The following is a 25324-nucleotide window of genomic DNA, read 5'->3' on the forward strand; positions in this document are numbered from 1 at the left end:
CGACGCTTCGGCCGGGACCGAAGCGTTCCGCCGCGACAGGCGCCGGGGGGCATGGCAGGCTGCTCCGCGACACTGGAAGGGGCAGGGCGATGGCGGAGCGGGGAACGGGAAGCGGCGGGCTGGCCGGGGAGATGGCGCTGCTGGGAGTGCTGGCGGTGCTGTGGGGTGCCTCCTACACCTTCATCCGGGTGGGGGTGACGACCATCCCGCCGGTGACCTTCATCGCCGGCCGGACGCTGGTTGCCGGGCTGCTGCTGCTGGTGGTGCTGCGGCTGCGCGGCGTGCGGCTGCCACGCGACCGCGCCACCTGGGGGCAGTTCCTGATCCAGGCGGGGCTGAACAGCGTGCTGCCGTTCACGCTGATCGCCTGGGCCGAGCTGCGGGTCGAGGCGAGCCTCGCCGTCATCCTCAACGCCACGACGCCGGTGTTCACCTTCCTGCTCACCTGGGGCCTGACGCGGCACGAGGCGGTGAGCGGGCGCAAGCTGCTGGGCGTCGCGGCCGGGCTGGCGGGGACCGGGCTGATCGTCGGGGTGCGGGCGCTGGACGGGCTGGGCGTCGATCTGCTGGCGCAGCTCGCCATCGTCGCCGCCACGGTGGCGTACGCGGGGGCGGCGATCTTCGGCACGCGGTTCAAGCACCTGGATTCCATGGTGCCGGCCGCCGGATCGCTGCTGTGCGGCGCCGTCGTGCTGCTTCCGGTCAGCCTCGTCGTGGACCGGCCGTGGACGCTGGCGCCGTCGGCGGAGTCCCTGCTGGCGCTCGGCGGGCTGGCGGTGTTCTCAACGGCGCTGGCGTTCGTCATCTATTTCCGGCTGTTCCGCACGCTGGGTTCGGTCGGCGCCACGGCGCAGGCGTACCTGCGGGTGCCGGTGGGAGTCGCCATCGGCGTGGCCGTCCTCGGCGAGGGCTTGCCGCCGACGGCGTGGGCGGGGCTGCTGTGCGTGGTGTTCGGCGTCGCCGCCATGACGCTGCCCGCCGGCGCGTTCACCCGCCGGGCGGCGCGCCCGGCCTGATACGGAGGAGGGAGGTCCCCATGATCGCCGTGATCTTCGAGGTGTGGCCGGCCGAGGACGGCCGCGCCGAGTACCTGGACATCGCCGCCCAGTTGCGGCCGGAGCTGGAGCGCATCGACGGCTTCATCTCGGTGGAGCGCTTCCAGAGCCTGACCGACCCGGCCAAGGTGCTGTCGCTGTCGTTCTGGCGCGACGAGGACGCGGTGAAGGCGTGGCGGAGCAAGGCCGAGCATCGCGTGGCGCAGGGGCGCGGGCGCGGCGCGCTGTTCCGCGATTACCGCCTGCGGGTCGCCGCCGTGCTGCGCGACTACGGCATGAACGAGCGGGCGGAGGCGCCGGCCGATCTGCGCTGAGGGAGGCCGTCCGGAGTCGCGGGCTGTGACATAAACATGGTGAAGAATTTTGGTTAATTTCTTTACCTTGCCTTAACCAAACCCGCGTAGAACGGTCTTCAGCAACTTGGTTGCGTTTCCTCCCGAACCAAACCTCAGGCTCCCGACGCAAGTCCGGGAGCCTTTCTTTTTGCGCCCGATTCCAAGGGCTCCGGGCTTCCTGCGGCCGGCGACCTTTCACTCCTCAATCGTCAGCCTCGCGAAGGCGCTAAGTTTAGCGGTTGGCGGCCGGTTTTGGCGACCAATCACGGTCCCAAACCGTCATCCCCGCGAAGGCGGGGATCCATACGTTCCACAGCCTCTTGCCTCGGGAATTATGGATCCCCGCCTTCGCGGGGATGACGGCCAAAGAATATCTGGAGCGATGTCCAGGACGCTAATTTAGCGCCCATGCGCCTTCGCGGGGATGACGGCAAAACGAGCGTGCGAACCGGTGGAAGCACGCTGGATGCGCCGTGAACAGGCACGAGGTGCGGAGGGGAGCAGACCGGCCCGCCTTTCTCCCAGCAGCAACACCGCGGCAAATTGCCGAGCCACAGTTTTTCCCCTTGCAACGAGCAGGGGGAAAGATCCTTACTAAGTGCGTACTCCTTTCATAGGTCCGCGGCTTTGGCTCTCGTGGTCTCAGCAATCGTCGGTCTCCTGCTGCTGGCGGCGGCGGGGGTGGCGGCATCCCGTATTCCGTTCGCGCGCGGGATCGTCTACGGCGGCACCGGGGCGCTGTGCGCGCTGCTGGCGCTGTGGTCGGTGCAGGCGCTGGCCGGCGGCGCCGGAACCGAGGCGCTGGCACTGCCGCTGGGTCTGCCGTGGATGACGGCGCACGTGCGCGCCGACGCGCTGTCGGCGGTGTTCCTGCTGGTCGTCAACCTGACCGGCGCCACCGCCAGCCTGTTCGGCTGGGGCTACGAGCGGGCGCACCACGACGCCCGGAGCGGGCCGGTGCTGCCGCTCTACCCGCTGTTCATCGCGGGGATGAACGCGGTGCTGATCGCCGACGACGCCTTCGGGTTCCTGGTGTCGTGGGAGTTCATGTCGCTGGCCTCCTGGCTGCTGGTGCTGTCCACCCACCGCGATCCCGACACGCCGCGCGCCGCGCGCATCTACCTGATCATGGCGAGCTTCGGCACCGCCTGCCTGCTGCTGGCCTTCGGGCTGCTGGCGGGGGCGCACGGCGACTACCGCTTCGACGCCATCCGCAGCCACGCGCCGGAGGGCTGGGCGGCGACGCTGGGCGTGCTGCTGGTGCTGGTGGGGGCGGGATCGAAGGCGGGGCTGGTGCCGCTGCACGTCTGGCTGCCGCTGGCGCACCCGGCGGCACCCAGCCACGTCTCGGCGCTGATGTCCGGCGTGATGACCAAGGTGGCCGTCTACGCCATCACCCGCGTGCTGTTCGACCTGATCGGCGAGCCGCTGTGGTGGTGGGGCGGCGTGATGCTGGTGCTGGGCGCCATCACCGCCATCATGGGCGTGCTGTACGCCATGCTGCAGGACGACCTGAAGCGCCTGCTCGCCTACTCCACGGTGGAGAACATCGGGGTGATCGTCGCCGCGCTGGGCATGGCGCTGGTGTTCAAGGCGGCGCACGTGCCGGTGATCGCGGCGCTGGCGATGTCGGCGGCGCTGCTGCACGTCATCAACCACTCGCTGTTCAAGAGCCTGCTGTTCTACGGTTCCGGCGCCGTGCTGTGCGCGGTGCACAGCCGCGACCTCGGGCGCATGGGCGGGCTGATCCACCGCATGCCGGTGACGGCGGCGTTCATGCTGGTCGGCGCCGCGGCGATTTCGGCGCTGCCGCCGCTCAACGGTTTCGTCGGCGAGTGGCTGCTGTTCCAGGCCATCCTCAACGGGCCGGCGCTGCCGCAATGGTCGCTGAAGATCCTCATCGCGGTGATCGGCGCGGCGCTGGCGCTGGCGGCGGCGCTGGCGGCGGCGTGCTTCGTGCGGATGTACGGCACCGCCTTCCTCGGCCGGCCGCGCGGCAAGGAAGCCGGGGAGGCGCGCGAGGTGAATTCGGCCATGCGGCTGGGCATGGCGGTGCCGGCGGTCCTGTGCGTGCTGCTCGGCGTGCTGCCCACGCCGCTGCTGCGGCTGTTCGAGCCGGCGACCCGGCTGATGGTGGACGCCGGGCCGTTCGACGACCGCGCCTACCAGCCCTGGCTCTGGCTGGCGCCGACCTCGGCCATTGGCAACTCCTACAACGGGCTGGTCATGGCGCTGGTGATCGGCGCGCTGTCGCTGCTGCTGGTGGTGGCGATCCACCGCTGGGCGTCGGCCAAGGTGCGCCGCTCCATCCCCTGGGGCTGCGGCTATGACGGGCTCGACCCGCTGGCGGTGACGCAGTACACGGCCTCGAGCTTCGGCCAGCCGATCCGCCGCGCCTTCGGCTCCACGGTGTTCCGCGCCCGCGACCATGTGGACATGCCGCAGCCGGGCGACACGCGGCCCGCGCGCTTCCACGTCACCTGGACCGATCCGGCGTGGCACGGGCTGTTCACCCCGCTGATCCGCCTGGTGGAGTGGCTGGCCGATCTGGTGAACCGTCTGCAGTTCCTGACGATCCGCCGCTACCTGATGCTGATGTTCTTCGCGCTGGTGGTGCTGCTGGTCATGGTGGCGGTGACGCAGCGATGACCCTTGTGACCTCCATTTTCCTGCAGATCGTGCAGATGCTCGTGGTGCTGGCGCTGGCGCCGGGGCTGACCGGGTTCGTGCGCTGGGTGAAGGCGCGGCTGCTGGCGCGGCGGGGGCCGTCGATCCTGCAGCCCTACCGCGACATCCTGCGCCTGCTGAAGAAGGAGGCGGTGCTGGCGCACAACGCCTCCTGGCTGTTCCGCACCACGCCGTACATCATGTTCACGGCGATCTGGCTGGCGGCGGGGCTGATCCCGACCTTCTCGACGCAGCTGGCGCTGGCCCCGACGGCGGACCTGATCGCGCTGATCGCGCTGCTGGGGTCGGCGCGGTTCTTCCTGGCGCTGGCCGGCATGGACGTGGGCACCAGCTTCGGCGGCATCGGCTCGTCCCGCGAGATGATGATCGCGGCGCTGGCCGAGCCGGCCATGCTGATGGTGGTGTTCTCGGTGGCGATCCTGGTGCGCACCACCTCGCTGGCGGAGATCGCCGACTTCATGATGTCGGGCGCGGTGGGGCTGCGCATCTCGCTGGCGCTGGCGCTGATCTCGCTGGTGATGGTCGCCATCGCCGAGAACGCCCGCATCCCGGTGGACAACCCCGCCACGCACCTGGAGCTGACCATGGTGCACGAGGCCATGGTGCTGGAGTACTCCGGCCGCCATCTGGCGCTGATCGAGGGCGCCAGCATGCTCAAGCTGCTGCTCTACGCCGCGCTGATCGGCTGCGTCTTCGCGCCGTGGGGCATGGCCGGGCCCGGGGCCGACAGCGCGGCGGTGATCCGCGGGCTCGTAACCTTCGTGCTGAAGCTGGGCGTGGCCGGGGTGCTGCTGGCGGTGTTCGAGACCTCCATCGCCAAGATGCGCGTCTTCCGCGTCGGCGAGTTCCTCGGCGGCGCGCTGCTGCTCAGCCTGCTGGGGGCGATCTTCCTCTACGTGTCGCGGGGGGTGTGATGACGGGCGTCGGGACGTCTCCCTTCCCGTCATCCCCGCGAACGCGGGGATCCAGCGTGAGCCGCGGCAGCGGCGACATGAGTCATATGGCTCGCGGATGCGAGCGCTGGATCCCCGCCTCCGCGGGGATGACGGCAAAAATGACGGCGAGGGGGGTGTGATGCACGATCTCGGGTACGATGCCGCGCACCTGCTGGGGGCCGTCGTGCTGCTGATGAGCTTCGCGCTGCTCTACCAGCGCCGGCTGTTCGCGCTGCTGCATGTGTTCACCGCGCAGGCGCTGGCGCTGTCGGCCGCCGCGGCGTGGCAGGGCTACATCCAGCACGCGCCGCACCTCTACGTCACCGCGCTGCTGACGCTGGGGCTGAAGGCCATCGTCATGCCGGTGGCGCTGCACCGGATCGTCGTCAAGCTGAACATCCACCGTGCCATCGAGCCGGCGCTGTCGGTCGGCCTGACCATGCTGGCCGGCGTGTCGCTGGTGACGCTGTCGATCCTGCTGGTGATGCCGGTGACCGAGAGCGCCTCGGCCCTGACCCGCGAGGATCTGGCGCTGTCGCTCTCGGTGGTGCTGCTCGGCCTGCTGATGATGATCACCCGGCGCAACGCGGTCAGCCAGGTGGTCGGCTTCATGTCCATCGAGAACGGGCTGATCCTTGCCGCCGTCGGCGTCGCCGGCATGCCGCTGGTGGTCGAGATGTCCATCGCGTTTTCAGTGATGGTGGCCTTCATCGTCTTCGGCATCTTCCTGTTCCACATCCGCGAGCGCTTCGACACGCTGGACATGCAGAAGATCGAGTCCTTCCGGGGGGAAAGCCATTGAGCCCGATCTACGGCATCGTCGCGCTGCCGCTGCTGTCCGCGGGCGTGCTGGCGCTGGTGCCCGGCTACCGGCTGGGCGCGTGGCTGAACGTGGCGGCGTCGGGGACGACGCTGCTGCTGTCGCTGCTGCTGTTCACGCAGGATCCGGGCGCCGACGCGCTGTTCGTGGTGGACGCCTTCAACATCTATCTGGTGGTGCTGACCTGCTTCGTCGGCTTCACCACCTCGATCTTCTCGGCCACCTACATCGGGCACGAGATCGCGGCGGGCAAGCTGAAGCCGCTGAACCTGCGCTTCTACCATGCCATGTACCAGGCGTTCATGTTCACCATGCTGCTGGCGCTGAGCGCCAACAACCTGGGCGTCATGTGGGTGGCGGTGGAGGGAGCGACGCTGACCACCGTGCTGATGGTCAGCCTGTACCGCACCGCCGCGAGCATCGAGGCGGCCTGGAAGTACTTCATCCTGTGCGGCGTCGGCATCGCGCTGGCGCTGTTCGGCACCATCCTGATGTACCTCGCCGCCCAGCCGGTGATGGGGCCGGGCATGGCGGCGATGACCTGGACCGAGCTGATGACGTTCGTCGCCAAGGTCGATCCGGCGATCCTCAACCTCGCCTTCGTCTTCCTGCTGGTCGGCTACGGCACCAAGGTGGGGCTGGCGCCGCTGCACGCGTGGTTGCCGGACGCGCACGCCGAGGGGCCGACGCCGATCTCCGCCGTGCTGTCGGGGCTGCTGCTGAACGTGGCGCTGTATGCCGTGCTGCGCTTCAAGATGCTGCTGGCGGCCAACGGGGCGGCGCTCAGCCCGGGGCCGCTGATGGTGACCATGGGGCTGGCGTCGCTGACGCTGGCCGGCTTCATGCTGTACCGGCGGCGCGACATCAAGCGCTTCTTCGCCTACAGCTCGATCGAGCACATGGGCATCATCACCTTCGCCTTCGGCATGGGCGGGCCGCTGGCCAACTTCGCCGGCCTGCTCCACATGGCCATGCACAGCCTGACCAAGTCGGCGATCTTCTACGCCGTCGGCCACGTCACCCAGGCCAAGGGGACGCAGGCCATCGACAAGATCCGCGGCCTGACCATCAGCCACCCGGCGCTGGGCTGGGGCCTGCTGATCGGCGTGGTCGCCATCGCCGGCCTGCCGCCCTTCGGCATCTTCATGAGCGAGTTCCTGCTGATCACCTCCACCTTCGCCCGCGAGCCGCTGCTGGCGCTGCCGCTCACCGCCGGCGTGCTGCTGGCCTTCGGCGCGCTGGTGCTGCGCGTGCAGCAGCTGTGTTTCGGCGAGGCGGAGGGCGAGTCGGCGCCGATCCACGGCTCGCTGGTGCCGCTGTACGCGCATCTCGGGCTGGTGCTGGTGGCCGGCGTCTGGCTGCCGGGGCCGCTGGTGGCGTGGTTCCAGACCGTCGCGCATCTGTTGGGGTAAGCGGGCCATGTATTTCGGCGAGGATCCCCTGTTCGGTCTCCTGCGGCGCATCGGCAAGCCGGTCGAGGGGCACCGCCCCTGGCCGCGCTACACCACCACGGCGGGCGGCTGGCGCACCATGATCGAGGCGCTGGGCGGCAACGCGTGGTCGCTGCTCGGCCTGTGGGCCGAGCCCGGCACGGTGCACGCGGCGATCCGCGAGGACATGGCGGGCGACCTCGCCGTCGTCTCGCTGGACTGCCCCGACGGCACCTTCCCCAGCCTGAGTGCCGCGCGCCCCGGCGCCATCCGGCTGGAGCGCGCCATCCAGGACCTGTTCGGCCTGACGGCGGAGCGGCTGACCGACGGCCGCCCGTGGCTCGACCACGACCGCTGGGGCGTGCGCCGGCCGCTGTCGGACAAGCCGGCGGCGCCCATGCCGAACCCGCCGCCCTACACCTTCCTGCCCATCGAGGGCGAGGGGCTGCACCAGGTGCCGGTCGGCCCGGTGCACGCCGGCATCATCGAGCCCGGCCACTTCCGCTTCACCTGCAACGGCGAGACGGTGGTGCGGCTGGAGGAGCAGCTGGGCTGGGTGCACAAGGGCATCGAGGGGCTGATGCGCGGCAAGCCGGTCGAGGACGCGGCGAAGCTCGCCGCCCGGGTGTCGGGCGACAGCACGGTGGCGTACTCGCTGGCCTTCGCGCAGGCGGTGGAGGCGGCACTGGGCGTCGCGGTGCCGCCGCGCGCCGTGTGGCTGCGCGCGCTGATGGCCGAGCTGGAGCGCATCGCCAACCACCTGGGCGACATCGGCGCCGTCTGCAACGACGCCGCCTTCGCCTTCATGCTGGCGGAGCTGGGCCGGCTGCGCGAGCTGGTGCTGCGCACGGCGGATGCCTGCTTCGGCCACCGGCTGATGATGGACCGCGTGGTGCCCGGCGGCGTCGCCGTGGACATCAGCGAGGACGGCCCGGTGCGGGTGCTGGAGCTGGTGGCGGAGCTGCGCCGCCGCTTCCCGCCGCTGGTGGCGGTCTACGAGAACAAGGCCAGCCTGCAGGACCGCACGGTGGGCACCGGCGTTGTGTCGGGCAGCCTGATCAACCGCTTCGGCGCCGGCGGGCACGTCGGGCGCGCCTCGGGGCGCGGGCTGGACGCGCGGCGCAGCCCGTCCTACGCGCCCTACGAGGATCTGGAGTTCGAGGTGCCGGTGCGCACCGAGGGCGACGTCAACGCCCGCGTCTGGATCCGCATCTGCGAGGTGGAGCAGAGCCTCGGCCTCGTCGAGCAGATCGTCAAGCGCATGCCCGGCGCGCCGCGCAACGAGAAGGGCGAGCGCCCGCTGCCGCGCGTGCCCGTCGAGGGTGCGGGCGGTGAGGGCCCAAGGGAAGGCATGGCGCTGGTGGAGAGCTTCCGCGGCGAGGTGCTGGTGTGGGTGCGGGTGAACGGCGACGGCACCATCGACCGCTGCCACCCGCGCGACCCGTCCTGGTTCCAGTGGCCGCTGCTGGAGGCGGCGATCGAGGGCAACATCGTGGCCGACTTCCCGATCTGCAACAAGTCGTTCAACTGCTCTTATTCCGGGCACGACCTCTGATGCTGACGCACATCCTCAAGGCCCTGCGCGGCGGCCCGGTCACCGAAGACGCTCCGCCCGCGTCGCGCGACGCGCTGGAGGAGCTGGGCGCCAGGGTCCGGACGTCGGCGCAGGCGCGGCTGGGCCGCAGCCTGTCGATCCGCGAGGTCGATGCCGGCTCGTGCAACGCGTGCGAACTGGAGATCCACGCCCTCAACAACCCGGTCTACGACCTGGAGCGCTTCGGCATCCGCTTCGTGGCCTCGCCGCGCCACGCCGACGTGCTGCTGGTGACCGGCCCGGTGAGCAAGAACATGCGGGAAGCGCTGCTCCGCACCTGGGACGCCACGCCGGACCCCAAGTGGGTGGTCGCCTGCGGCGCCTGCGCCATCGACGGCGGGCTGTTCAGGGACGGTTACGCGGTGACCGGCGGCGTGTCCGAGGTGGTGCCGGTCGACCTGCACATCCCCGGCTGCCCGCCACGCCCGGTTGAGCTGTTGGCGGGCCTGCTGGCGCTGCTGGAGACCAGCGCGTGACGATCTGAGCCCTTCCCCGCCGGAGGCGGGGGAGGGCTTCCACTTCACTACCGCCCCATTAACGTTCCGACCATCTGGTTGTGCCCCTGCTGGCGGCCGAGCGTGATGGCGGAGTTGCCCATCTGGTCGGTGCGGTTCGGGTTGGCGCCGGCGTCCACCAGCAGGCGGACGACGGCCTCGTTGCCGGCATGCGCGGCGTACATCAGGGCCGTCCAGCCGTGGTTGGCCGCGCGGTCGACCACCGCGCCGCGCGCCAGCAGCGCGCGCACCACGCCGGCATGGCCGCGCGCCGCCGCCGCCATCAGCGCGGTCTTGCCGTCGTCATTGCCGGCGTTGACGTTGGCCCCGGCGTCGGCGAGCTGCGCCACGATCTCGTCGCGCCCGTTCCACGCCGCGTACATGATCGCGGTGGCGCCGTCGCGGGTGCGCAGGTTGGCGTTGGCGCCGCGCTCCAGCAGCTGGCGCGCCGCGTCGCGCAACCCGGCCTCGGCCGCCAGCATCAGCGGAGTCTTGCCGTTCTCCAGCCGCTTGTTCGGGTCGTGCCCGGCCGCCAGCACGGCGCGCAGCGTCGCCGGCTGCCCGAGGATCGCCAGCGTCGCCTCCTGATCGGCGAAGCCGTCGGCCGCTTCGGAGGGCGGCAGCTTGGCCGGCTCCGGCCTGGAGGCAGTGCTTTCGCCCTTGAGCTGAGCGCGCAGCGCCGGGTCGTCGGGGCTGACCACCAACGCGCGCTCCAGATAGCGGCGCGCCTCGGAGCTGTTGCCGTCCTTCTCGGCGTAGGCCGCCCAGCGTCGGTAGGTGTCCACCATCGCCGCCACCAGGGCCGGGATCTCCGGCGAATCCGGAGCCAGCTCGCGGATGCGCTGCACCGTCTCGTTGGCGTTGTCGCCCGGCGGGGTGGTCAGGCGCTTGCCGGCCATCTGGCGGCGCGCCTGCTCGACCAGCGCCTGGATGCGCTCGGTGACGCCCTCGGCCGGCGCGGCGCTCTGCGCCGGGGCGCCCGGCGTCGGGGCCGGCGCCACGGCGACCGCGGATGGCGAGGTCGGCGGAGACGGAACCTCGGGCAGCGGTACGGGCGCGACCTGGGGCGCCGTGGCCGAGGGCGCCATGATCGTCGGCGGCAGCGGCCCGGCGTCCGGCGCCGACTCGGTGCGCGGCAGCGGCGGCACCAGCGGCGCCGGAGCGGACGCCGGCGGCTCGGCGGCGGGCGGGCGGGCCTGCGGGCGCTCGCCGGCGGGAGATTGGGCGGGTGGCGGCAGCGCGGCGACGCGGTCGCCGGCACGCGGCTCGGGCAGCGGAAGACCGGTGGGCGGGAGAGCGGCCGGCGGCAGGTCGGTCAACCCCGGGTAGCGGCTGCGTTCGAGCGCCAGCGCGTCGCCGTTCTCACCGCCCGGCGGCCAGCCGAAGGTGTCGCGCGACCACGCGCCGACCGTCGCGCTTGCGTCGGCCCACAGCGCGTCCGCCTTGCCGCGCAGGTCGGCGGCGGTGCGGTCGACGTCCATGTCCTCCCCGAACTGCTGGACGGCGACCACCGCGCCGGCCCCGACGACGGCGAGCACCAGCGCCGCCACGGCCCATGTGCCGGCGCGGCTGCGGCGGGGCGGCGGCGCCACGCCCAGCGAGGGCGGCACCGTCCAGTCCGACGCGGGACGCGCCTCGGGCTCCGGAACCAGTTCGGGCACGGCGGCGGGCGGGCGGTAGGTGCGGTTGAAGCTGATGGGGGTGACGGCCGCGTCGCCGGGATCCTGCGGCGCCGCCGACGGCGGGGCGTCGCCGATCAGGCGGTAGATGACGCCGAGGTCGCGCACCGCCTGCTGCAGCGCCGGGTGGGACAGCAGCCGCTCCAGCTCCGGCGCGCCGGACAGCAGGATCTGCAGGAAGCGGCCGCTCGCGGTCTCCGCCCGGGAGAGGTCGGCGAGGTCGGTCAGCGTCGCCGGGGTCAGCAGATGGGCGTCGTCCACCGCCAGCAGGCCGCTGCCGGCGAGGTCGAGCTGGCTTTCCAGCTCGCCGATCAGCGCGTCGAAGTCGGCCTCCTCCCCGGCGGGCCGGATGCCGGCGGCGTCCGCGGCGGCGGCCACGAGATCCTCCACCTGCATGCCGTGCTGCGCCACCACCGGCAGCACCAGCGATCCGTCGGCGGTCACCTGACCGGTGACGCGGGCGAACACGTCGGAGCGCTCCGTCCCGGTGCCGCCGGCCAGCACCATCAGACGCTTGCGGGCGAGCAGGGCGAGGAGAAGCCCGTCGTACGCCTCCTGCTGATCGGGGCGAAGGGGAGCGGCGCCGCGGCGCGGCGAAGGCTGCTGAGCGTAACGGTCCATGGAGCTGCGTCGGCCTGTGCAAATTCGAGACCCGACCTTGAGTCTAGTGACGGCCTCGCCCTGTGCGACGGTGCAAACGGGCTGTGCCCACCCTCTTCCGGGGGAGCGGGGCACCACGGTAGGGCTGGCCGGACGCCGGGGGCGCGGTATAGGCTGCCGCCCCCGCACGCCTTACCCCGAGCCTGTTCCATGCGCATCGGCATCGACCTCGGCGGCACCAAGATCGCCGCCGTCGCCCTCGACGACCAGGGCGTGGAGCGCGCCCGCACCCGCGCCGACACGCCGCGCGCCTACGACGCCACGCTGACGGCTCTGGCCGATGCCGTGGCGGCGCTGGAGCGCGCCGCCGGGCCGGCGCGCGGCGTCGGCATCAGCCTGCCCGGCGTGGTCGATCCGGCGGCCGGGACCGTGCGGGCGGTCAACCTGCCGTGGCTGGACGGGCGACCCTTCGCCGCCGATCTTGCGGCGCGCTGCGGGCGCGGCGTGCGGATCGCCAACGACGGGAACTGCTTCGCCTTGTCTGAGGCGGTGGACGGCGCCGCCGCCGGGTGCGACGTGGTGTTCGGCGCCATCCTCGGCACCGGCGTCGGCGGCGGGCTGGTGGCCGGCGGGCGCATTCTGGCCGGCGCCAACGCGCTGGCCGGGGAGTGGGGGCACACGCCACTGCCCTGGCGGAACGAGGCGGAGGACGGCCCGGCGGAACCCTGCGGTTGTGGTCGGCCGGGCTGCGTCGAGACGCTGCTGTGCGGCGCCGGGCTGGCGCGGCTGCACCTCCGGCACAGCGGCGAGGCGCTGGACCCGCCGGAGATCGCCCGGCGCGCCGAAGCCGGCGACGCGGCGGCGCGCGCCACGCTGGACCGTCACGCCGACGCGCTGGCGCGTGCGCTGGCGGTGGTGGTGCACATCCTCGACCCCGACGCGGTGGTGATCGGCGGCGGGCTGTCTCAGCTGCCCGGGCTGGCCGAGGCGGCGTCGGTGCGGCTGGGCCGCCACACGCTGGCGCCGGTGCCGCGCACGAGAATCGTCCGGGCCCGGCACGGCGCCGAGAGCGGCATGCGCGGCGGTGCCTGGCTGTGGCCAAAAGACAACCGCTGATTGGCACGATGTTTGCGGGAATCGGCGCACCACACGGAGAGCGGTGCCCTATGATTCACGGAAATGGCGGATTCGAGCGCGTGGCGAAACTGAACGCGTTGCAGATTGCAAACCGAATTGCATATCGCGGTATGGAAAACGCCAAGCCGCCGCGCCGTCGGCTGGAGCAGGCCTGCGTGTCGCTTCAGGACGCCGTGGAGGAGCTGGAAGGGGTGCTGGATGCCCTGCCGTCGCCGCACGCCCAGGGCGCGGACGAGGTGAACGAGGCCATCGGCGCCATCATGGAGACGCTGCGTCTGCTGAACACTGCCTACGGCAGCCTGGAGACGCGCGACACGCTGCGGGTCGTCCGCAGCGTGGAATAAGAGCGGAGCCTCCCCCTCTCCCGCACCGCGGGGGAGGGGGCTCTTTCCGGGCAGTATCAGTCGCTGATGGTCTGCCAGAAGAAGAAGATCGCGGCGATGGCCAGCAGGGCGATGTCCATGACGGGACTCCCAGGATTGTAAGGGGTGCAGCGGGTTCGGACGCTTCTATACGCCGGATCGCGCGGCGGGGGGAGCCCCCGATTCAGCACCGCTCCATTTTTCCGGCGACCCAGGTGGCCAGGGGCCTCAGGTCGTCGTCCAGGTGCACGAGGTCGGCCGCCAGACCCGGCAGAAGGCGGCCCCGGCGGTCGGCCACGCCCAGGAAATCGGCGGGGTAGGCGGCGGCCATGCGCAGCGCCTCGTCCAGCGGGATGCCGATTCGCCGCACGCAGTTGCGCACCGCCGCCGCCATGTCGAGCGCCGAACCGGCCAGACGCCCGTCGGCGCTGACGCAGCGGCCGTCGCGCACGGTCACCGTCGCGCCGTACAAGTGGAAGTCGCCGGGGGGCGCCCCGACCGGCGGCATGGCGTCGGTGACCAGGAACAGCTTGCCCGCCGGCTTGGCCTTCCAGGCGAGGCGCACCGCGGCGTCGTGCACGTGGTGGCCGTCCACGATGATGCCGCACCACAGGCGGTCGTCGGCGAGCGCCGCGCCGGCCGCGCCGGGCTCGCGGTGGCCGAGCGGGCTCATGGCGTTGTAGAGGTGGGTGACGCCGCTCACCCCGGCCTCGATGCCGGCCTCCATCTGCTCCCACGTCGCCGCGGTGTGGCCGGCGCAGATCCGGACGCCGCGCGCGGCGAGGGCGCGGATCACCCCGGCGGGCACCGTTTCCGGCGCCAGCGTGACCAGCGTGCGGCCGAGGCCGGGCCGCGTCATCAGCGCGAGATCCTCCTCGTCCGGCGGGGCGATGAAGCGGGCGTCGTGCACCCCGCGGCGGCCGGCGTCGATGTGCGGGCCTTCCAGATGGATGCCCAGGACGCCGGGCTCGCCCGCCGCCAGCGCGGCGGCGACGGCCTCCACGGCACGGGCGCGTGTGTCGCGCGAATCGGTGATGAAGGTGGGCAGAAGCGCGGTGGTGCCGAAGCGGCGGTGCGCGGCGACGATGGCGCGGATGCCCTCGACGTCCGGCCGATCGTTGAACAGCACGCCGCCGCCGCCGTTCACCTGCAGGTCGATGAAGCCGGGCGCCAGGACGCCGCCGCCGAGGCTATTGCGCGCCGCGCCGGCCGGCACTTCGGACCGCGGCACCATGCCGAGGATCGAGCCGCCCTCGATCAGCACCGCGGAGTCGGTCAGCACCGCGTTGCCGGTGTGGATCTGGGCGTCGAGCAGGGCGTCCACGGGGCCTCACCATCCATTCGGCATGGGTTGTCCGCCCAGCTAACCCACACCCTGCGCGTTCGGCAAGGCCGCAACGGCCAGAGCCTTGGTACGGTGGGATTATTCCCTTTGTCAGGGCTTGCCGATCGCCCAAGCTTATGGCAGAAAAAAGGCCGCTGAAGCTCAGCGGCCTGAGTTTTAGGGAGGAAACGCCCAAGAAGGGCGAAGCAGCAATCTCTTGCTGCGCTGCAAAAAATACCAGGAAACCAAGGTGTGGCAACACCGAAGCACGGCCCCTTTTAAGGGGCCGTCGCTTTTGGGGCGATGCTGTTGCTGCGGCGCCACAACTTGCGCGGCCCGGCGATCCATTTGGAAACATAATTACAGCGCCCGGTGTTGGATGTGTCGTGGACCCAAGGACACGGAGGCTCCCGCATGGCCGAGGCAAGGCCCACCCAGCACCACACGCCGCCCTCCGCCGGGCGGGACTTCGCGGCGTTCCTGACGGCGCTGGCCGGCCGGCGCCCGGCGCTGTTCCTCGACTACGACGGCACGCTGACGCCGATCGTCGACCGGCCGGAACGCGCCCGGATCGACGACGCCACGCGCGCGGCGGTGGCGCGGCTGGCGGCGTTGTGCCCGGTGGCGGTGGTCAGCGGGCGCGACCTCGACGACGTGGCGGGAATGGTCGGGCTGGACGGGCTGGTCTACGCCGGCAGCCACGGCTTCGACATCCGCGGCCCCGGGTTGCGCACGCAGATCGGGCTGGAGTACGCCCCGGCGCTGGAGCGCGCCGACTCGGCGTTGCGGCAGCGGCTGGCGGCCGTGCCGGGCGCGCTGGTCGAGCGCAAGCGCTTCGCCATCGCGGTGCACACGCGGCTGGTGGAGCCCGGCGCCAAGCCGGCGGTCGCGGAGGCGGTGCGCGCCGTCGCGGCGGGGGAGGCGGAACTGCGCGTCACCGGCGGCAAGGAGATCCACGAGCTGCGCCCGAACCTGCCGTGGGACAAGGGGCGGGCGGTGCTGGCGCTGATCGACGCGCTGGGTCTGGGCGACGCCGTGCCCGTCTACATCGGCGACGACGAGACCGACGAGGACGCCTTCCGGGCGCTCGCCGGGCGGGGGATCGGCATCCGGGTGATGGACCGGCCGGCGGAGACGGCGGCGGAGTGGAGCCTGGGCGATCCGGCCGAGGTGCGGGTGTTCCTGGAGAGGCTGGCGGGGGTGGTGGGATAGTCTTCGCGTTGGGCCCCCCTCCTAACCTCCCCCATCTTCGACGGGGGGAGGAACTTGGGCCCTCCCCCGCGCAGTGGGGGAGGGTTGGGTGGGGGACCAATGATGCGCCCTACACCGCCAGATACGCCCGCCGCGCTTCCGCATCCTCCAGCAGCGCCGCCATCGCCCCGTCCCAGCGCACGACGCCCTTCTCGATGACCACGGCGCGGTCGGCGACGGCGGCGGCGAAGCCGAGGTTCTGCTCGGACAGCAGCACCGACAGCCCCTCGGCCTTCAGCGTCCGCACGGCGTCGGCCATCTGCTGCACGATGCGCGGCGCCAGGCCCTCCGACGGCTCGTCGAGCAGCAGCAGCGACGGGTTGCCCATCAGCGTGCGGGCCAGCGTCAGCATTTGCTGCTCGCCGCCGCTCATCCGGGCACCGCGGCGGTCCTTCATCTCGGCGAGGTTGGGGAACAGCGCGTACAGGCGGTCCGGCGTCCACAGCGGCGCCCCGGTGCGCGGCGGCTGCCGGCCGACCTCCAGGTTCTCGCGCACGGTCAGCTCGGCGAAGACGCGGCGGTCCTCCGGCACGTAGCCCAGGCCGAGCCGCGCGATGCGGTGCGGCGGCCACGCCGAGACGTCGGTGCCGGCGAACGCGACCCGGCCCTTCCGCTCCGGCACCAGGCCCATGACCGCCTTCATGGTGGTGGACTTGCCGGCGCCGTTGCGGCCCATCAGCGCCACCACCTCGCCGCGCCCCACCGTCAGGCCGACGCCCTGGAGGATGTGGGCGCGGCCGTACCACGCGTGCAGCCCCTCGACGCTCAGCAGCGCGCTCATGCGGCGTTCCCCAGATAGACCGCCTGCACCCGCGGATCGGCGCGCACGGCGTCGGGCGGCCCTTCCGCGATCAGCTGACCGCGGTCGAGCACGATGACGCGGTCGGCGTGGCCGAACACGACGTCCATGTCGTGTTCGGTGAACAGCACCGCCATGCCCTGCTCGTGCGCCAGCGAATCGGTGAGCGCCATCAGTTCCTGCCGCTCGCCCGGCGCCATGCCGGCGGTGGGTTCGTCCATCAGCAGGAGCTTGGGCGCGCTGGCGATGGCCATGGCCAGCTCGACGCGTTTGAGGTCGCCGTAGGCCAGCACGCCGCACGGGCGCTCGGCCTGCCCGCCCATGCCGACGCGGTCCAGGACGGCCTGCGCCTCGTCGCGGTACCGCCGCGCCGCCGGGCGCCACAGGCCGAGCATGCGGCGGTGGCGGGAGAGCAGCACCATCTGCACGTTCTCGCGCACCGTCATCGAGGCGAAGGTCGCGGTGATCTGGAAGGTGCGGCCCACCCCCAGGCTCCAGATCCGGCGCGGCTCCAGCCCGACGAGCTCGGTGCCGTCCAGCCGGATGCTGCCCGAGTCGGGGCGCAGCTGGCCGTTCAGCAGGTTGAAGCAGGTGGTCTTGCCGGCGCCGTTCGGGCCGATCAGCGCCAGCAGTTCGCCGGCCTCCAGCCGGAACGAAACGCCGCGCACCGCGTGCACGCCGCCGAAGGAGCGGACCAGGGTGTCGACGACGAGGCGGCTCATGCCTCCGCTCCCCGGTTCCAAAAGCGACGGGCGAAGCCGGCGATGCCCTGCGGGAACAGCAGCACCAGGGCCACGATGACCAGGCCGAGGATCACCCGCCAGTACTCGGTGGCCATCAGGCTGGTGCGCAGGAGATGGAAGGCGGCGGCGCCGACCACCGGCCCGGCGACGGTCTGGATGCCGCCCATCAGCACCATGACCAGCGCGTCCACCGACTGCGGCACCGCCAGCAGGGTGGGGAAGACGCTGCCCTTGGCGAAGGCGTACAGCCCGCCGGCCAGCCCCGCCGTGGTGCCGGCCAGCGCGAAGCCCAGCCATTGATGGTGGCGCACGTCGATGCCCACCGCCTCGGCCCGCAGCGGCGAATCGCGGCCGGCGCGCAGCGCGTAGCCGAACGGCGCGAAGGCGGCGCGGCGCAGCGTCCACAGCGCCGCGGCGACCAGGGCCAGCGTGATCTCGTAATAGACGGCCTTCGACGCCGCCCAGTCCGGCGGCCAGACGCCGAGGATGCCGTTGTCGCCGCCGGTGACGCCGTACCATTGGAAGGTGACCGACCACGCGATCTGCGCGAACGCCAGCGTCAGCATGGCGAAGTACAGCCCCGAGCGGCGCACGCAGAACCACCCGGCGAGCAGCGCCGCGGCGCCGGCCAGCGCCGGCGCGCCGAGCAGCGCCAGCGGCATCGGCGCCGCGAGATGCTTGACCAGCAGCGCGGCGCCGTATGCACCCAGGCCGAAATAGGCGGCGTGCCCGAACGACACCAGCCCGCCGAAGCCGACCAGCAGGTGCAGGCTGGCCGCCACCAGCGCCAGGATCGCCACCTCGGTCAGCACGATCAGCGCGTACTCGCCGGCCAGCAGCGGCACCGCGGCCAGCGCGGCAAACAGCGCCAGCGCGGCGAGGCCGGTGCGCCGCCCGCCGGGGGCGAAGGGCGGGCCGGCCGCGGCGGCCGGGGGCGGCGCCTCCTCCTTGCGGCCGAGCAGGCCGTAGGGGCGCAGCACCAGCACCACGGCCATGAACAGGAACACCAGCACCAGCGTGATCTGCGGGAACACCAGGATGCCGAACGCCTGCAGCTGGCCGATCAGCAGCGACGCCAGAAAGGCGCCGGGCAGGCTGCCCATGCCGCCGACCACGACCACCACGAAGGCCTCGACCACCATCGCCATGTCCATGTGCAGGGTCACCGCCTCGCGCGGGACCTGCAACGCGCCGCCCAGCCCGGCCAGCGCCGAGCCGAGGAACAGCACGCCGGTGAACAGCTTGGCCTGATCGACGCCGAGCGCGGCGGTCATCTCGCGGTCCTGCGTCGCGGCGCGCACCAGCGTGCCCCAGCGCGTCCTGGTGAACAGCAGCCACAGGAGGCCGAGCACCAGCGGCCCCAGCACGATGAGCAACAGGTCGTACAGCGGGAACGGGCGGCCGAGGATGTCCACCGTGCCCTTCAGCAGCGGCGCGCGGCGGCCCAGCAGATCCTCCGGCCCCCAGATCCCGAAGGCGGCGTCCTGCACCAGCAGCACCACGCCGAAGGTGGCGAGCAGCTGGAACAGCTCCGGCGAGCGGTACAGCCGGCGCAGCAGCAGCACCTCCATCACCGCGCCGAGCGCCCCCACCAGCAGCGCCGCCAGCAGCACGCCGCCCCAGAATCCGAACGCGTCGGAGCCCCAGCGCTCGACGAAGGTCCAGGCGAGGTAGGCGCCCAGCATGTAGAAGGAGCCGTGCGCGAAGTTCACGATTCGCGTGACGCCGAAGATGATCGACAGCCCCGACGCCACCAGGAACAGCGTCGCCGCCTGCGCCAAGCCGCTGAGGAACTGGACGAGGTAGAAGTCCATTAGCCCTCTCCCCTCTGGGGAGAGGGGTGGGTGAGGGGGATTGCGGGGGACCGGGACCGTCCGCTGTGCAGGACCCCCTCACCCCATCCCTCTCCCCAGGGGGGAGAGGGGGTTCCGCGCCTCACCAGCACCCCGATCTCACTCCGCCGGCCGCAGCGTGCGGACCACGTCGTCGGGCGGCAGGTAGGCGGCGCCGTCGGCGTAACGCCAGTCCACCATGGTGGGCTTGCCGTCCTTCACGTCGGTGCGGCCGACGAAGGCGCCCATGGTCGACTGGTGGTCGATGGCGCGGAACAGCACCGGGCCGAACGGGCTGTCGATCTTCAGGTCGGCCAGCGCGGCCAGCACCTTCTCGCGGTCGGCCGAGCCGGCCTTCGCGATGGCGGCGGCGATCGCCTTGAAGGTGGCGTAGCCGACCACCGAGCCCATGCGCGGCGGCTCGTTGAAGCGCTTGCGGTAGGCCTCGACGAAGGCGGTGTTCTCCGGCGTCTTTACCTGGTCCCAGGGATAGCCGGTGACGATCCAGCCCTTCGGCGCCTCGTCCTTCATCGGCTCCAGGTATTCCGGCTCGCCGCTCAGCAGGCTGACCACGCTGCGCTTGGCGAACAGGCCGCGGTTGTCGCCCTCGCGCACGAACTTGGCGAGGTCGGCGCCGAAGGTGACGTTGAAGATGGCGTCGGGTTTTGAGGCGGCGAGCGCCTGCACGGTCGGCCCGGCCTCCAGCTTGCCCTGGGCCGGCCACTGCTCGGCGACGAACTCGACGTCCGGGCGCTTGGCCTTCAGCAGCTCCTTGAACCACTTCACCGCCGACTGGCCGTATTCGTAGTTCGGCGCGACGGTGGCCCAGCGCTTGGCCGGCAGCTTGGCCGCCTCCTCCACCAGCATGGCGGCCTGCATGTAGGTGCTGGGGCGCAGGCGCCAGGTCCAGCGGTTGCCCTTCTCCCAGGTGACGGCGTCGGACAGCGGCTCGGACGCCACGAAGGGGATCTTCTCGCGGGCCGCGAAGTCGGCGACCGCCAGCCCGACGTTGGAGAAGTAGGTGCCCGACAGCAGGTCGACCTTCTCGTTGGCGACCAGCTCGCCGGCGATTCGCACGGCGTCGTCCGGCTTGCCGGCGTCGTCGCGCGAGACGACCTCCAGCTTTCGCCCGCCGAGCAGGCCGCCCTTGGCGTTGACCTCCTCGACCGCCAGCTGCCACCCGTTGCGGTAGGGGATCGTGAAGGCCGGCAGCCCGGTGTAGCTGTTCACCTCGCCCACCTTGACCGGCGGCTGCTGCGCCGATGCCGGGGAGGGAACGGCGAACCACGCCGCGGCGGCGGCGCCCATGAGATGAAGGATGTGGCGGCGGTTCATGGCGTCCTGCGTCGAGCGTGGAGGACAGGGGAAGCCCTGGAGGATCCCGCGTTCATACCAAACCGACGCGAAAAGTCACGGTTCCGCTGCCGTACCCGTACGATTCGGCTACATCAGCCGGGCCAGCAACCCCAGGAAGGTGTCCTGTTCCTCCGCCGACAGCGGCGCCAGCGTGCGCGCGTGCGCCTCCTGCGCCTTCGGCATCAGCGCGGTCACCAGCGACCGGCCGGCCGCCGTCAGGCGCACGCTGGTGCGGCGACGATCGTGCGGGTCGGGGTGGCGCTCGACCAGCGCGCGATCGACCAGGCGAAGGATCACGCCCTGGGTGGTCGCCGGGTCCATGCAGGTCAGACGGCCCAGCTGGTTCTGCGACAGCGCGTTCTCGGCGTGCAGCGTCACCAGCGCCGCCCACTGCGTGGGGGTGAGCTGGAAATCGCCGATCGTCTCCAGGAAGATGGCGCTGGCGCGCTGGTGGGCGCGCCGGAGGCGATGGTTGATCTGCTCGGCCAGGGCATAGTCGCCGTCGGCGGGCAGATCGTCCTCGAACGGAATCCTCAATGCAGTCGCGCGCATGCCGTCCCCCCTGTCGATCCGACCTGCCCGGAAGAATATCACTAACGTGGTAGGTCTATGACGGAAGTTTAGTGCTTGTGGGTGTGCATAGCAACGCCAACCCCTGCGTCATAGGGACACAGTTTAGAAAAACTCCCCTAAAATTCGACATACACGAGTATGCGTGAGGCCGACTCGGGAGCGGGCAGCGTGCTCACGGCCGCTGCTTGGGCGGGTAGCTGTCCGGCGGCGGGGTGCCCTCGGCCGGAGACTGCGGCGGGGCGCCCTGTGGAGCGGGCACGCCGCCCGGCGTGTAGGGCGGGCTGGTCTGGTCGTCCGGGCGCTTCGGGGATTTGGGGAGGTGGTCGGGGGCCTCCGGCGGGTTCGCCATGCTCGCCTCTCCTGTGGTGGAATCGCGTCGACAACAGCCGGGCGCCGGTGACGTCCCCGCGGCGGGCGGCGGCGTATGACCTTTGTGGGAAATGGGCGCGAGACGACGCCTCCGCCCGCCTGTAACGTGCAAGTCTTGTGGCCGCGACAACACAGCGCCGGGCAAAATCCGGGGCGCGGCGGCTTCACTGTTGCCTTGGAACCACGGTATGGGTTGACTTTGCGGCGACTGCCTTCGGGATTCCGAGTCGGCGGACATACAGAAATAACGGCCAACGAGCCCAAGCGCGGTGTCCAAAATGAAGCACACGTCCCTGTCGATCCTCGCCCTCGCCTCGGTGGCGACCGCCCTGACCGGCATGCCGGCGTCCGCGCAGGAGCTGGAGCGCGGCGAAACCGTCCTGCAGCGCCGCCGTCCCGAGGTCGAGCAGCTCGGCGTGCGCGCCGGCTCCTTCAATTTCCTGCCGCGCTTCGAGGTCGGCGAGACCTACGACAGCAACGTCTTCCTGACCGAGCGCAACACGCAGAGCGACTGGATCTTCGTCGCGCGGCCGAGCCTCGACATCCGCTCGGACTTCACCAACCACGCGCTGAACTTCTCGGCCTCGGGCGACTTCGGCCGCTACCACCGGTTCTCCAGCGAGAACTACAACGACTACCGGCTGGACCTGAACGGCCGCTACGACGTGGCGCGCGAGACCGCGGTGAGCGGCGACGTTTTCCACCGCCGCCTGCACGAGGGACGTTCGGACCCGGACGTGTTCACCCAGGGGCAGGGCACCTTCAGCCTGGGGTCGTTCGCCGAGCCGGTCATCTACTACGCCACCGGCGGCGAGGCGGCGATCACCCAGGGCTTCAACCGCATCCGCGCCCGGCTGAGCGCCACCGCCACCAACTACAGCTACAACGACGTGGCGACGATCGGCGGCCCGAAGGCCAACCTGGACGACCGCGACCGCTGGGAGTACGGCACGGCGCTGCGCGTCGGCTACGACCTTGGCACCGGCATCCAGCCCTTCGTGCAGGGCAGCTACACGCGCACCAACTACCGTCTGAACGCCGACTTCGCCGGCCGCAACCGCGACTCCAACGGCTATGAGATCGTGGCCGGCACCACGCTGGACCTCACCGGCCTGATCACCGGCGAGGTGTACGCCGGCTACCTGTCCAAGAAGTACTCCGACGCCCGGATGGAGGACTTCGGCGGCCTCGCGCTCGGCGCTCAGCTGAACTGGGCGGTCACCCAGCTCACCACCGTCTCCGGCCGCGCCAGCCGGACGGTGCGCGAAAGCGACCTGACCCAGGGCGGCCGAGTCGCCTCCAGCTACACCCGCACCATCGGCGCGCTCGGCGTCGATCACGAGCTGCTGCGCAACCTGCTGCTGAACGGCCGGCTGCAGTGGCGCCAGGACGACTTCACCGGCATCGAGCGCACCGACAACGTCTACACCGCCGGCGCCGGCGCCACCTACCTGGTCAACCGCTACCTCTACCTGACCGGCGGCTACACCTACGAGACCCGCAAGTCGAACGTGAACGGCCTCGACTACAAGGACAACCTCGTGTTCCTGCGCGTCGGCGCCCAGATGTAGCCGTAAAGGCCAAGTCCCGGCTGAAAACGCCCGCCCTTGTGGCGGGCGTTTTTCTTTGTGGGATGTCATAGGGGTGCGGCATAGGCGGCCTGTGCCGTTCGCACGGCATGCGGCTCCTCCGGGTGCGTTACTCCGACTCCACTTTTTCCCAATTCGATCCGAGTTGCTAGGCTGCGATTCGAGACCACCGGGCCGACGTCCCCTTGCCTTGCCGCAGGGGCGCGCCCGCCGGTCCGGGTTCACGAGCCAGGGAAGGTTTTGGGATGAATCGACGCACTTTGTTCCGCGCGCTCGGGTTCGCCGCTGTCGGTGCCGGTCTCGCCGTCGCCGGCTGCGCCAGCCAGGACGCGCCGCCCGAGCCGGTGGGCCATGCCCCCACCGCGAGCGAGTACCGCCTGGGCGCGGGTGACGCGCTGCGTGTCATCGTGTTCGGCGAGGACCAGCTGTCCGGCGAGTTCCGCCTGGACGCCAACGGCCGCGTCGCCATGCCGCTGATCGGCGAGGTCGCGGCCAAGAACAAGACGACGCGCGACGTCGAGAAGGAGATCGCCAAGCGTCTGGAGGCCGGCTACGTCAAGGACGCCAAGGTCAGCGTCGAGGTACTGAACTTCCGGCCCTTCTTCATCCTGGGCGAGGTGCGCAACCCCGGCCAGTACGCCTACGTCAACGGCATGACCGCACTGTCGGCGATCGCCATGGCCGGCGGCTACACCTACCGGGCGAAGGAGGACTACATCCTCATCTCGCGCGGCAGCGACCCGAAGAAGGAGGTCTACAAGGCGCCGATCACCACGCCGGTGCTGCCGGACGACGTGGTCCGCATCCCCGAGCGCTACTTCTAAGGCGGACGACTCGGGCGTTCCTGGCGCGGCGGCCTTGCGGGACGGGTCCTCTCCCTCCCGCGGGGCCGCCGCGTGCGCGTTCCGCCCCACGCGGTCCCGTCAGGTGGCGACGATCACCACGGCCAGCACCACCGCGACCACCGCCAGCGTCGACGCGATGGCGACGCCCAGGCCGCGCGCCGAGCCGATCTCCTTGCCCTTCTGGTGCCCCGGCGGATGCGATGCTGGCGGCGGGCGGACGCCGCCGGTGGGGCGGGTGCCGGCGGCCTCGTCGTCGGTGCCCAGCGGCGCGGCCGCGGGATCCTCGACGGGGATCTTGTCGCCGGCCCGGCCGCTGTCGATGTCGTGGCGCAGGCGTTGCGCGTCCGCGGTGGGCGGCGCCGGCGATTCGCCGCCGCGCGGTTTGTACTCGGCCATGAACGGACCTCCGGTTCCAGGCGTCTCGCCCGACTCAACCGGGGCCGCGCGCGGCCGGTTCCCTCAGCGGCCGGTTCCCTCAGCGGTAGGTGAAGATCAGGAACGCCAGCACCGCGGCGGTGGCGCCGAACACCGTGATCAGCCCGGGGGTGCGCAGCGCGCCCTGGCGGTGCAGCGCGATGGCCACGCCGAGGATGGCCACGCCCAGGAACAGCAGGGTGAACTCGCGCTCGGTCATGGGAGGGCCTTACGGTGCGGATGGTGCCGGCTACAGGATTCGAACCCGTGACCGTCAGTTTACAAAACTGCTGCTCTACCAACTGAGCTAAGCCGGCGTACCCGCGCGAACGTGGGCGGCCCTAACCTAGCGTCGGTCCTCGCCAAGAACAAGCCGTCCGCGCGCCTACGCCGCACACGCGGTGATTCGCCCGAAGTGGCGTCCCCGGGGCCGCCGCGGCAGCCGTGATTCGCCGTCCGAGGGGGCAGGGCGGTCCGGGGCGCCGGCACGGGGGGGCATGGCCGGAACGGCGGCTGGCCTTGCGAACACACGGTTTTGCCGGGGTGCGGCGAGGCGCTGGCGGGGCCGTTTGCGATTTCCTGGAAATTCCCCGATCACGGCGGTTGACAAGGCCTGAAAAATTCTCATAGTGCCGATCTCCGCGGCGGGGTTAACTCCGGCGCGGGGCTACGGAAGGGTGGCCGAGTGGTTAAAGGCAGCAGACTGTAAATCTGCCCGCGTCAGCGTACGTAGGTTCGAATCCTACCCCTTCCACCATATATTCCAGGGCTAGGCCGGGAGCGGTGCTTCCGGACGGTCGCGAGAAGCGGAGCTTGGGTCAGGCGGGTGTAGCTCAATGGTAGAGCAGAAGCCTTCCAAGCTTACGACGAGGGTTCGATTCCCTTCACCCGCTCCAACTCGCGCGACCTCCGGGACGATTGTGCTCCAGGCTGGCCCCATACCTGTGTCTCGGGAACGGCTGGAACGAAAGATACGGCAATGGCGAAGGCGAAATTCGAACGTAACAAGCCGCACTGCAACATCGGCACGATCGGTCACGTCGACCACGGCAAGACGTCGCTGACGGCGGCGATCACGAAGGTTCTGGCCGAGTCGGGCG

24 protein-coding genes and 3 tRNA genes are annotated in these 25324 nt (G+C 71.2%); 16 read left to right on the top strand and 11 right to left on the bottom strand.

The window, feature by feature from the left end:
• Positions 1-89 precede the first annotated feature (89 nt).
• From ACRWK7_RS25275 to ACRWK7_RS25310, 8 genes are all read left to right on the top strand, one after another.
• Positions 90-1016, top strand: a complete 927-nt coding sequence (locus ACRWK7_RS25275) for a DMT family transporter (RefSeq protein WP_431859093.1) — start codon at positions 90-92, stop codon at positions 1014-1016.
• 20 nt (positions 1017-1036) lie between these two features.
• Positions 1037-1369 (top strand): antibiotic biosynthesis monooxygenase family protein, encoded by a 333-nt coding sequence (locus ACRWK7_RS25280; RefSeq protein ID WP_431859094.1) that lies wholly within the window; start codon positions 1037-1039, stop codon positions 1367-1369.
• 657 nt (positions 1370-2026) lie between these two features.
• Entirely contained in the window at positions 2027-4039 is a 2013-nt protein-coding gene (gene hyfB / locus ACRWK7_RS25285) for a hydrogenase 4 subunit B (protein WP_431859117.1), read from the top strand.
• Positions 4036-4992 carry a respiratory chain complex I subunit 1 family protein gene (locus tag ACRWK7_RS25290; protein WP_431859095.1) on the top strand — a complete coding sequence of 319 codons (957 nt, stop codon included), beginning with the start codon at positions 4036-4038 and terminating at the stop codon, positions 4990-4992. The genes hyfB and ACRWK7_RS25290 overlap by 4 nt, the downstream gene beginning before the upstream one ends.
• Positions 4993-5152: 160 nt before the next feature.
• Positions 5153-5815, top strand: coding sequence for a hydrogenase-4 component E (locus ACRWK7_RS25295; RefSeq protein ID WP_431859096.1), 663 nt, complete (start codon positions 5153-5155; stop codon positions 5813-5815).
• Positions 5812-7245: a hydrogenase 4 subunit F gene (locus ACRWK7_RS25300; protein ID WP_431859097.1), complete on the top strand. Its 1434-nt coding sequence runs from the start codon at positions 5812-5814 to the stop codon at positions 7243-7245. Before ACRWK7_RS25295 ends, ACRWK7_RS25300 begins: the two co-directional genes overlap by 4 nt.
• 7 nt (positions 7246-7252) lie before the next feature.
• Positions 7253-8818 carry a nickel-dependent hydrogenase large subunit gene (locus tag ACRWK7_RS25305; protein ID WP_431859098.1) on the top strand — a complete coding sequence of 522 codons (1566 nt, stop codon included), beginning with the start codon at positions 7253-7255 and terminating at the stop codon, positions 8816-8818.
• Entirely contained in the window at positions 8818-9333 is a 516-nt protein-coding gene (locus tag ACRWK7_RS25310; protein WP_431859099.1) for an NADH-quinone oxidoreductase subunit B family protein, read from the top strand. Before ACRWK7_RS25305 ends, ACRWK7_RS25310 begins: the two co-directional genes overlap by 1 nt.
• A 47-nt stretch (positions 9334-9380) precedes the next feature.
• Here the strand turns inward: ACRWK7_RS25310 and ACRWK7_RS25315 are convergent, their stop codons facing one another.
• Positions 9381-11651 carry an ankyrin repeat domain-containing protein gene (locus ACRWK7_RS25315; RefSeq protein ID WP_431859100.1) on the bottom strand — a complete coding sequence of 757 codons (2271 nt, stop codon included), beginning with the start codon at positions 11649-11651 and terminating at the stop codon, positions 9381-9383.
• 189 nt (positions 11652-11840) lie between these two features.
• On the opposite strand from ACRWK7_RS25315, the gene ACRWK7_RS25320 reads away from it, so the two are divergent.
• Entirely contained in the window at positions 11841-12746 is a 906-nt protein-coding gene (locus tag ACRWK7_RS25320; RefSeq protein ID WP_431859101.1) for an ROK family protein, read from the top strand.
• A gap of 131 nt (positions 12747-12877) precedes the next feature.
• Entirely contained in the window at positions 12878-13111 is a 234-nt protein-coding gene (locus ACRWK7_RS25325) for a hypothetical protein (RefSeq protein WP_431859102.1), read from the top strand.
• 202 nt (positions 13112-13313) lie between these two features.
• Here the strand turns inward: ACRWK7_RS25325 and nagA are convergent, their stop codons facing one another.
• Positions 13314-14453 carry an N-acetylglucosamine-6-phosphate deacetylase gene (gene nagA / locus ACRWK7_RS25330; protein WP_431859103.1) on the bottom strand — a complete coding sequence of 380 codons (1140 nt, stop codon included), beginning with the start codon at positions 14451-14453 and terminating at the stop codon, positions 13314-13316.
• Positions 14454-14867: 414 nt separating this feature from the next.
• On the opposite strand from nagA, the gene otsB reads away from it, so the two are divergent.
• Positions 14868-15665, top strand: a complete 798-nt coding sequence (gene otsB, locus ACRWK7_RS25335) for a trehalose-phosphatase (protein WP_431859104.1) — start codon at positions 14868-14870, stop codon at positions 15663-15665.
• Between the two features lie 109 nt (positions 15666-15774).
• Here otsB and ACRWK7_RS25340 read toward each other — a convergent pair whose 3' ends face one another.
• The 6 genes from ACRWK7_RS25340 to ACRWK7_RS25365 all read right to left on the bottom strand — a co-directional run bounded on the left by ACRWK7_RS25340 (position 15775) and on the right by ACRWK7_RS25365 (position 21356).
• A complete protein-coding gene (locus tag ACRWK7_RS25340; RefSeq protein WP_431859105.1) occupies positions 15775-16485 on the bottom strand; it encodes an ABC transporter ATP-binding protein in 711 nt (236 codons plus the stop codon).
• Positions 16482-17225 (bottom strand): ABC transporter ATP-binding protein, encoded by a 744-nt coding sequence (locus ACRWK7_RS25345; protein ID WP_431859106.1) that lies wholly within the window; start codon positions 17223-17225, stop codon positions 16482-16484. The genes ACRWK7_RS25340 and ACRWK7_RS25345 overlap by 4 nt, the downstream gene beginning before the upstream one ends.
• Positions 17222-19060, bottom strand: coding sequence for an ABC transporter permease (locus ACRWK7_RS25350; protein ID WP_431859107.1), 1839 nt, complete (start codon positions 19058-19060; stop codon positions 17222-17224). The genes ACRWK7_RS25345 and ACRWK7_RS25350 overlap by 4 nt, the downstream gene beginning before the upstream one ends.
• Before the next feature lie 138 nt (positions 19061-19198).
• Complete coding sequence (locus ACRWK7_RS25355; protein ID WP_431859108.1) at positions 19199-20413, bottom strand: ABC transporter substrate-binding protein; 1215 nt, start codon at positions 20411-20413, stop codon at positions 19199-19201.
• A gap of 108 nt (positions 20414-20521) precedes the next feature.
• Positions 20522-20986 (bottom strand): MarR family winged helix-turn-helix transcriptional regulator, encoded by a 465-nt coding sequence (locus ACRWK7_RS25360; RefSeq protein WP_431859109.1) that lies wholly within the window; start codon positions 20984-20986, stop codon positions 20522-20524.
• Between the two features lie 193 nt (positions 20987-21179).
• Positions 21180-21356 (bottom strand): hypothetical protein, encoded by a 177-nt coding sequence (locus ACRWK7_RS25365; protein ID WP_431859110.1) that lies wholly within the window; start codon positions 21354-21356, stop codon positions 21180-21182.
• A gap of 298 nt (positions 21357-21654) precedes the next feature.
• On the opposite strand from ACRWK7_RS25365, the gene ACRWK7_RS25370 reads away from it, so the two are divergent.
• Positions 21655-22947, top strand: coding sequence for an outer membrane beta-barrel protein (locus ACRWK7_RS25370; protein ID WP_431859111.1), 1293 nt, complete (start codon positions 21655-21657; stop codon positions 22945-22947).
• Between the two features lie 263 nt (positions 22948-23210).
• Entirely contained in the window at positions 23211-23789 is a 579-nt protein-coding gene (locus ACRWK7_RS25375) for a polysaccharide biosynthesis/export family protein (protein ID WP_431859112.1), read from the top strand.
• Between the two features lie 99 nt (positions 23790-23888).
• Here the strand turns inward: ACRWK7_RS25375 and ACRWK7_RS25380 are convergent, their stop codons facing one another.
• The 3 genes from ACRWK7_RS25380 to ACRWK7_RS25390 form a co-directional block, all read right to left on the bottom strand.
• Positions 23889-24206: a hypothetical protein gene (locus tag ACRWK7_RS25380; RefSeq protein WP_431859113.1), complete on the bottom strand. Its 318-nt coding sequence runs from the start codon at positions 24204-24206 to the stop codon at positions 23889-23891.
• A gap of 79 nt (positions 24207-24285) precedes the next feature.
• Positions 24286-24444 (bottom strand): hypothetical protein, encoded by a 159-nt coding sequence (locus ACRWK7_RS25385; protein WP_431859114.1) that lies wholly within the window; start codon positions 24442-24444, stop codon positions 24286-24288.
• A 21-nt stretch (positions 24445-24465) separates the two neighbouring features.
• Positions 24466-24541: transfer RNA gene (locus ACRWK7_RS25390), tRNA-Thr, on the bottom strand.
• Between the two features lie 354 nt (positions 24542-24895).
• Here ACRWK7_RS25390 and ACRWK7_RS25395 point away from each other — a divergent pair.
• The 3 genes from ACRWK7_RS25395 to ACRWK7_RS25405 all read left to right on the top strand — a co-directional run.
• A tRNA-Tyr gene (locus tag ACRWK7_RS25395) sits at positions 24896-24981 on the top strand.
• A 65-nt stretch (positions 24982-25046) separates the two neighbouring features.
• Positions 25047-25120 (top strand) — tRNA-Gly (locus tag ACRWK7_RS25400).
• 83 nt (positions 25121-25203) lie between these two features.
• Positions 25204-25324: GTP-binding protein (locus ACRWK7_RS25405; RefSeq protein WP_431854722.1), on the top strand; the 121-nt coding region annotated here is incomplete at its 3' end.

This window comes from Azospirillum sp. (assembly GCF_050789165.1).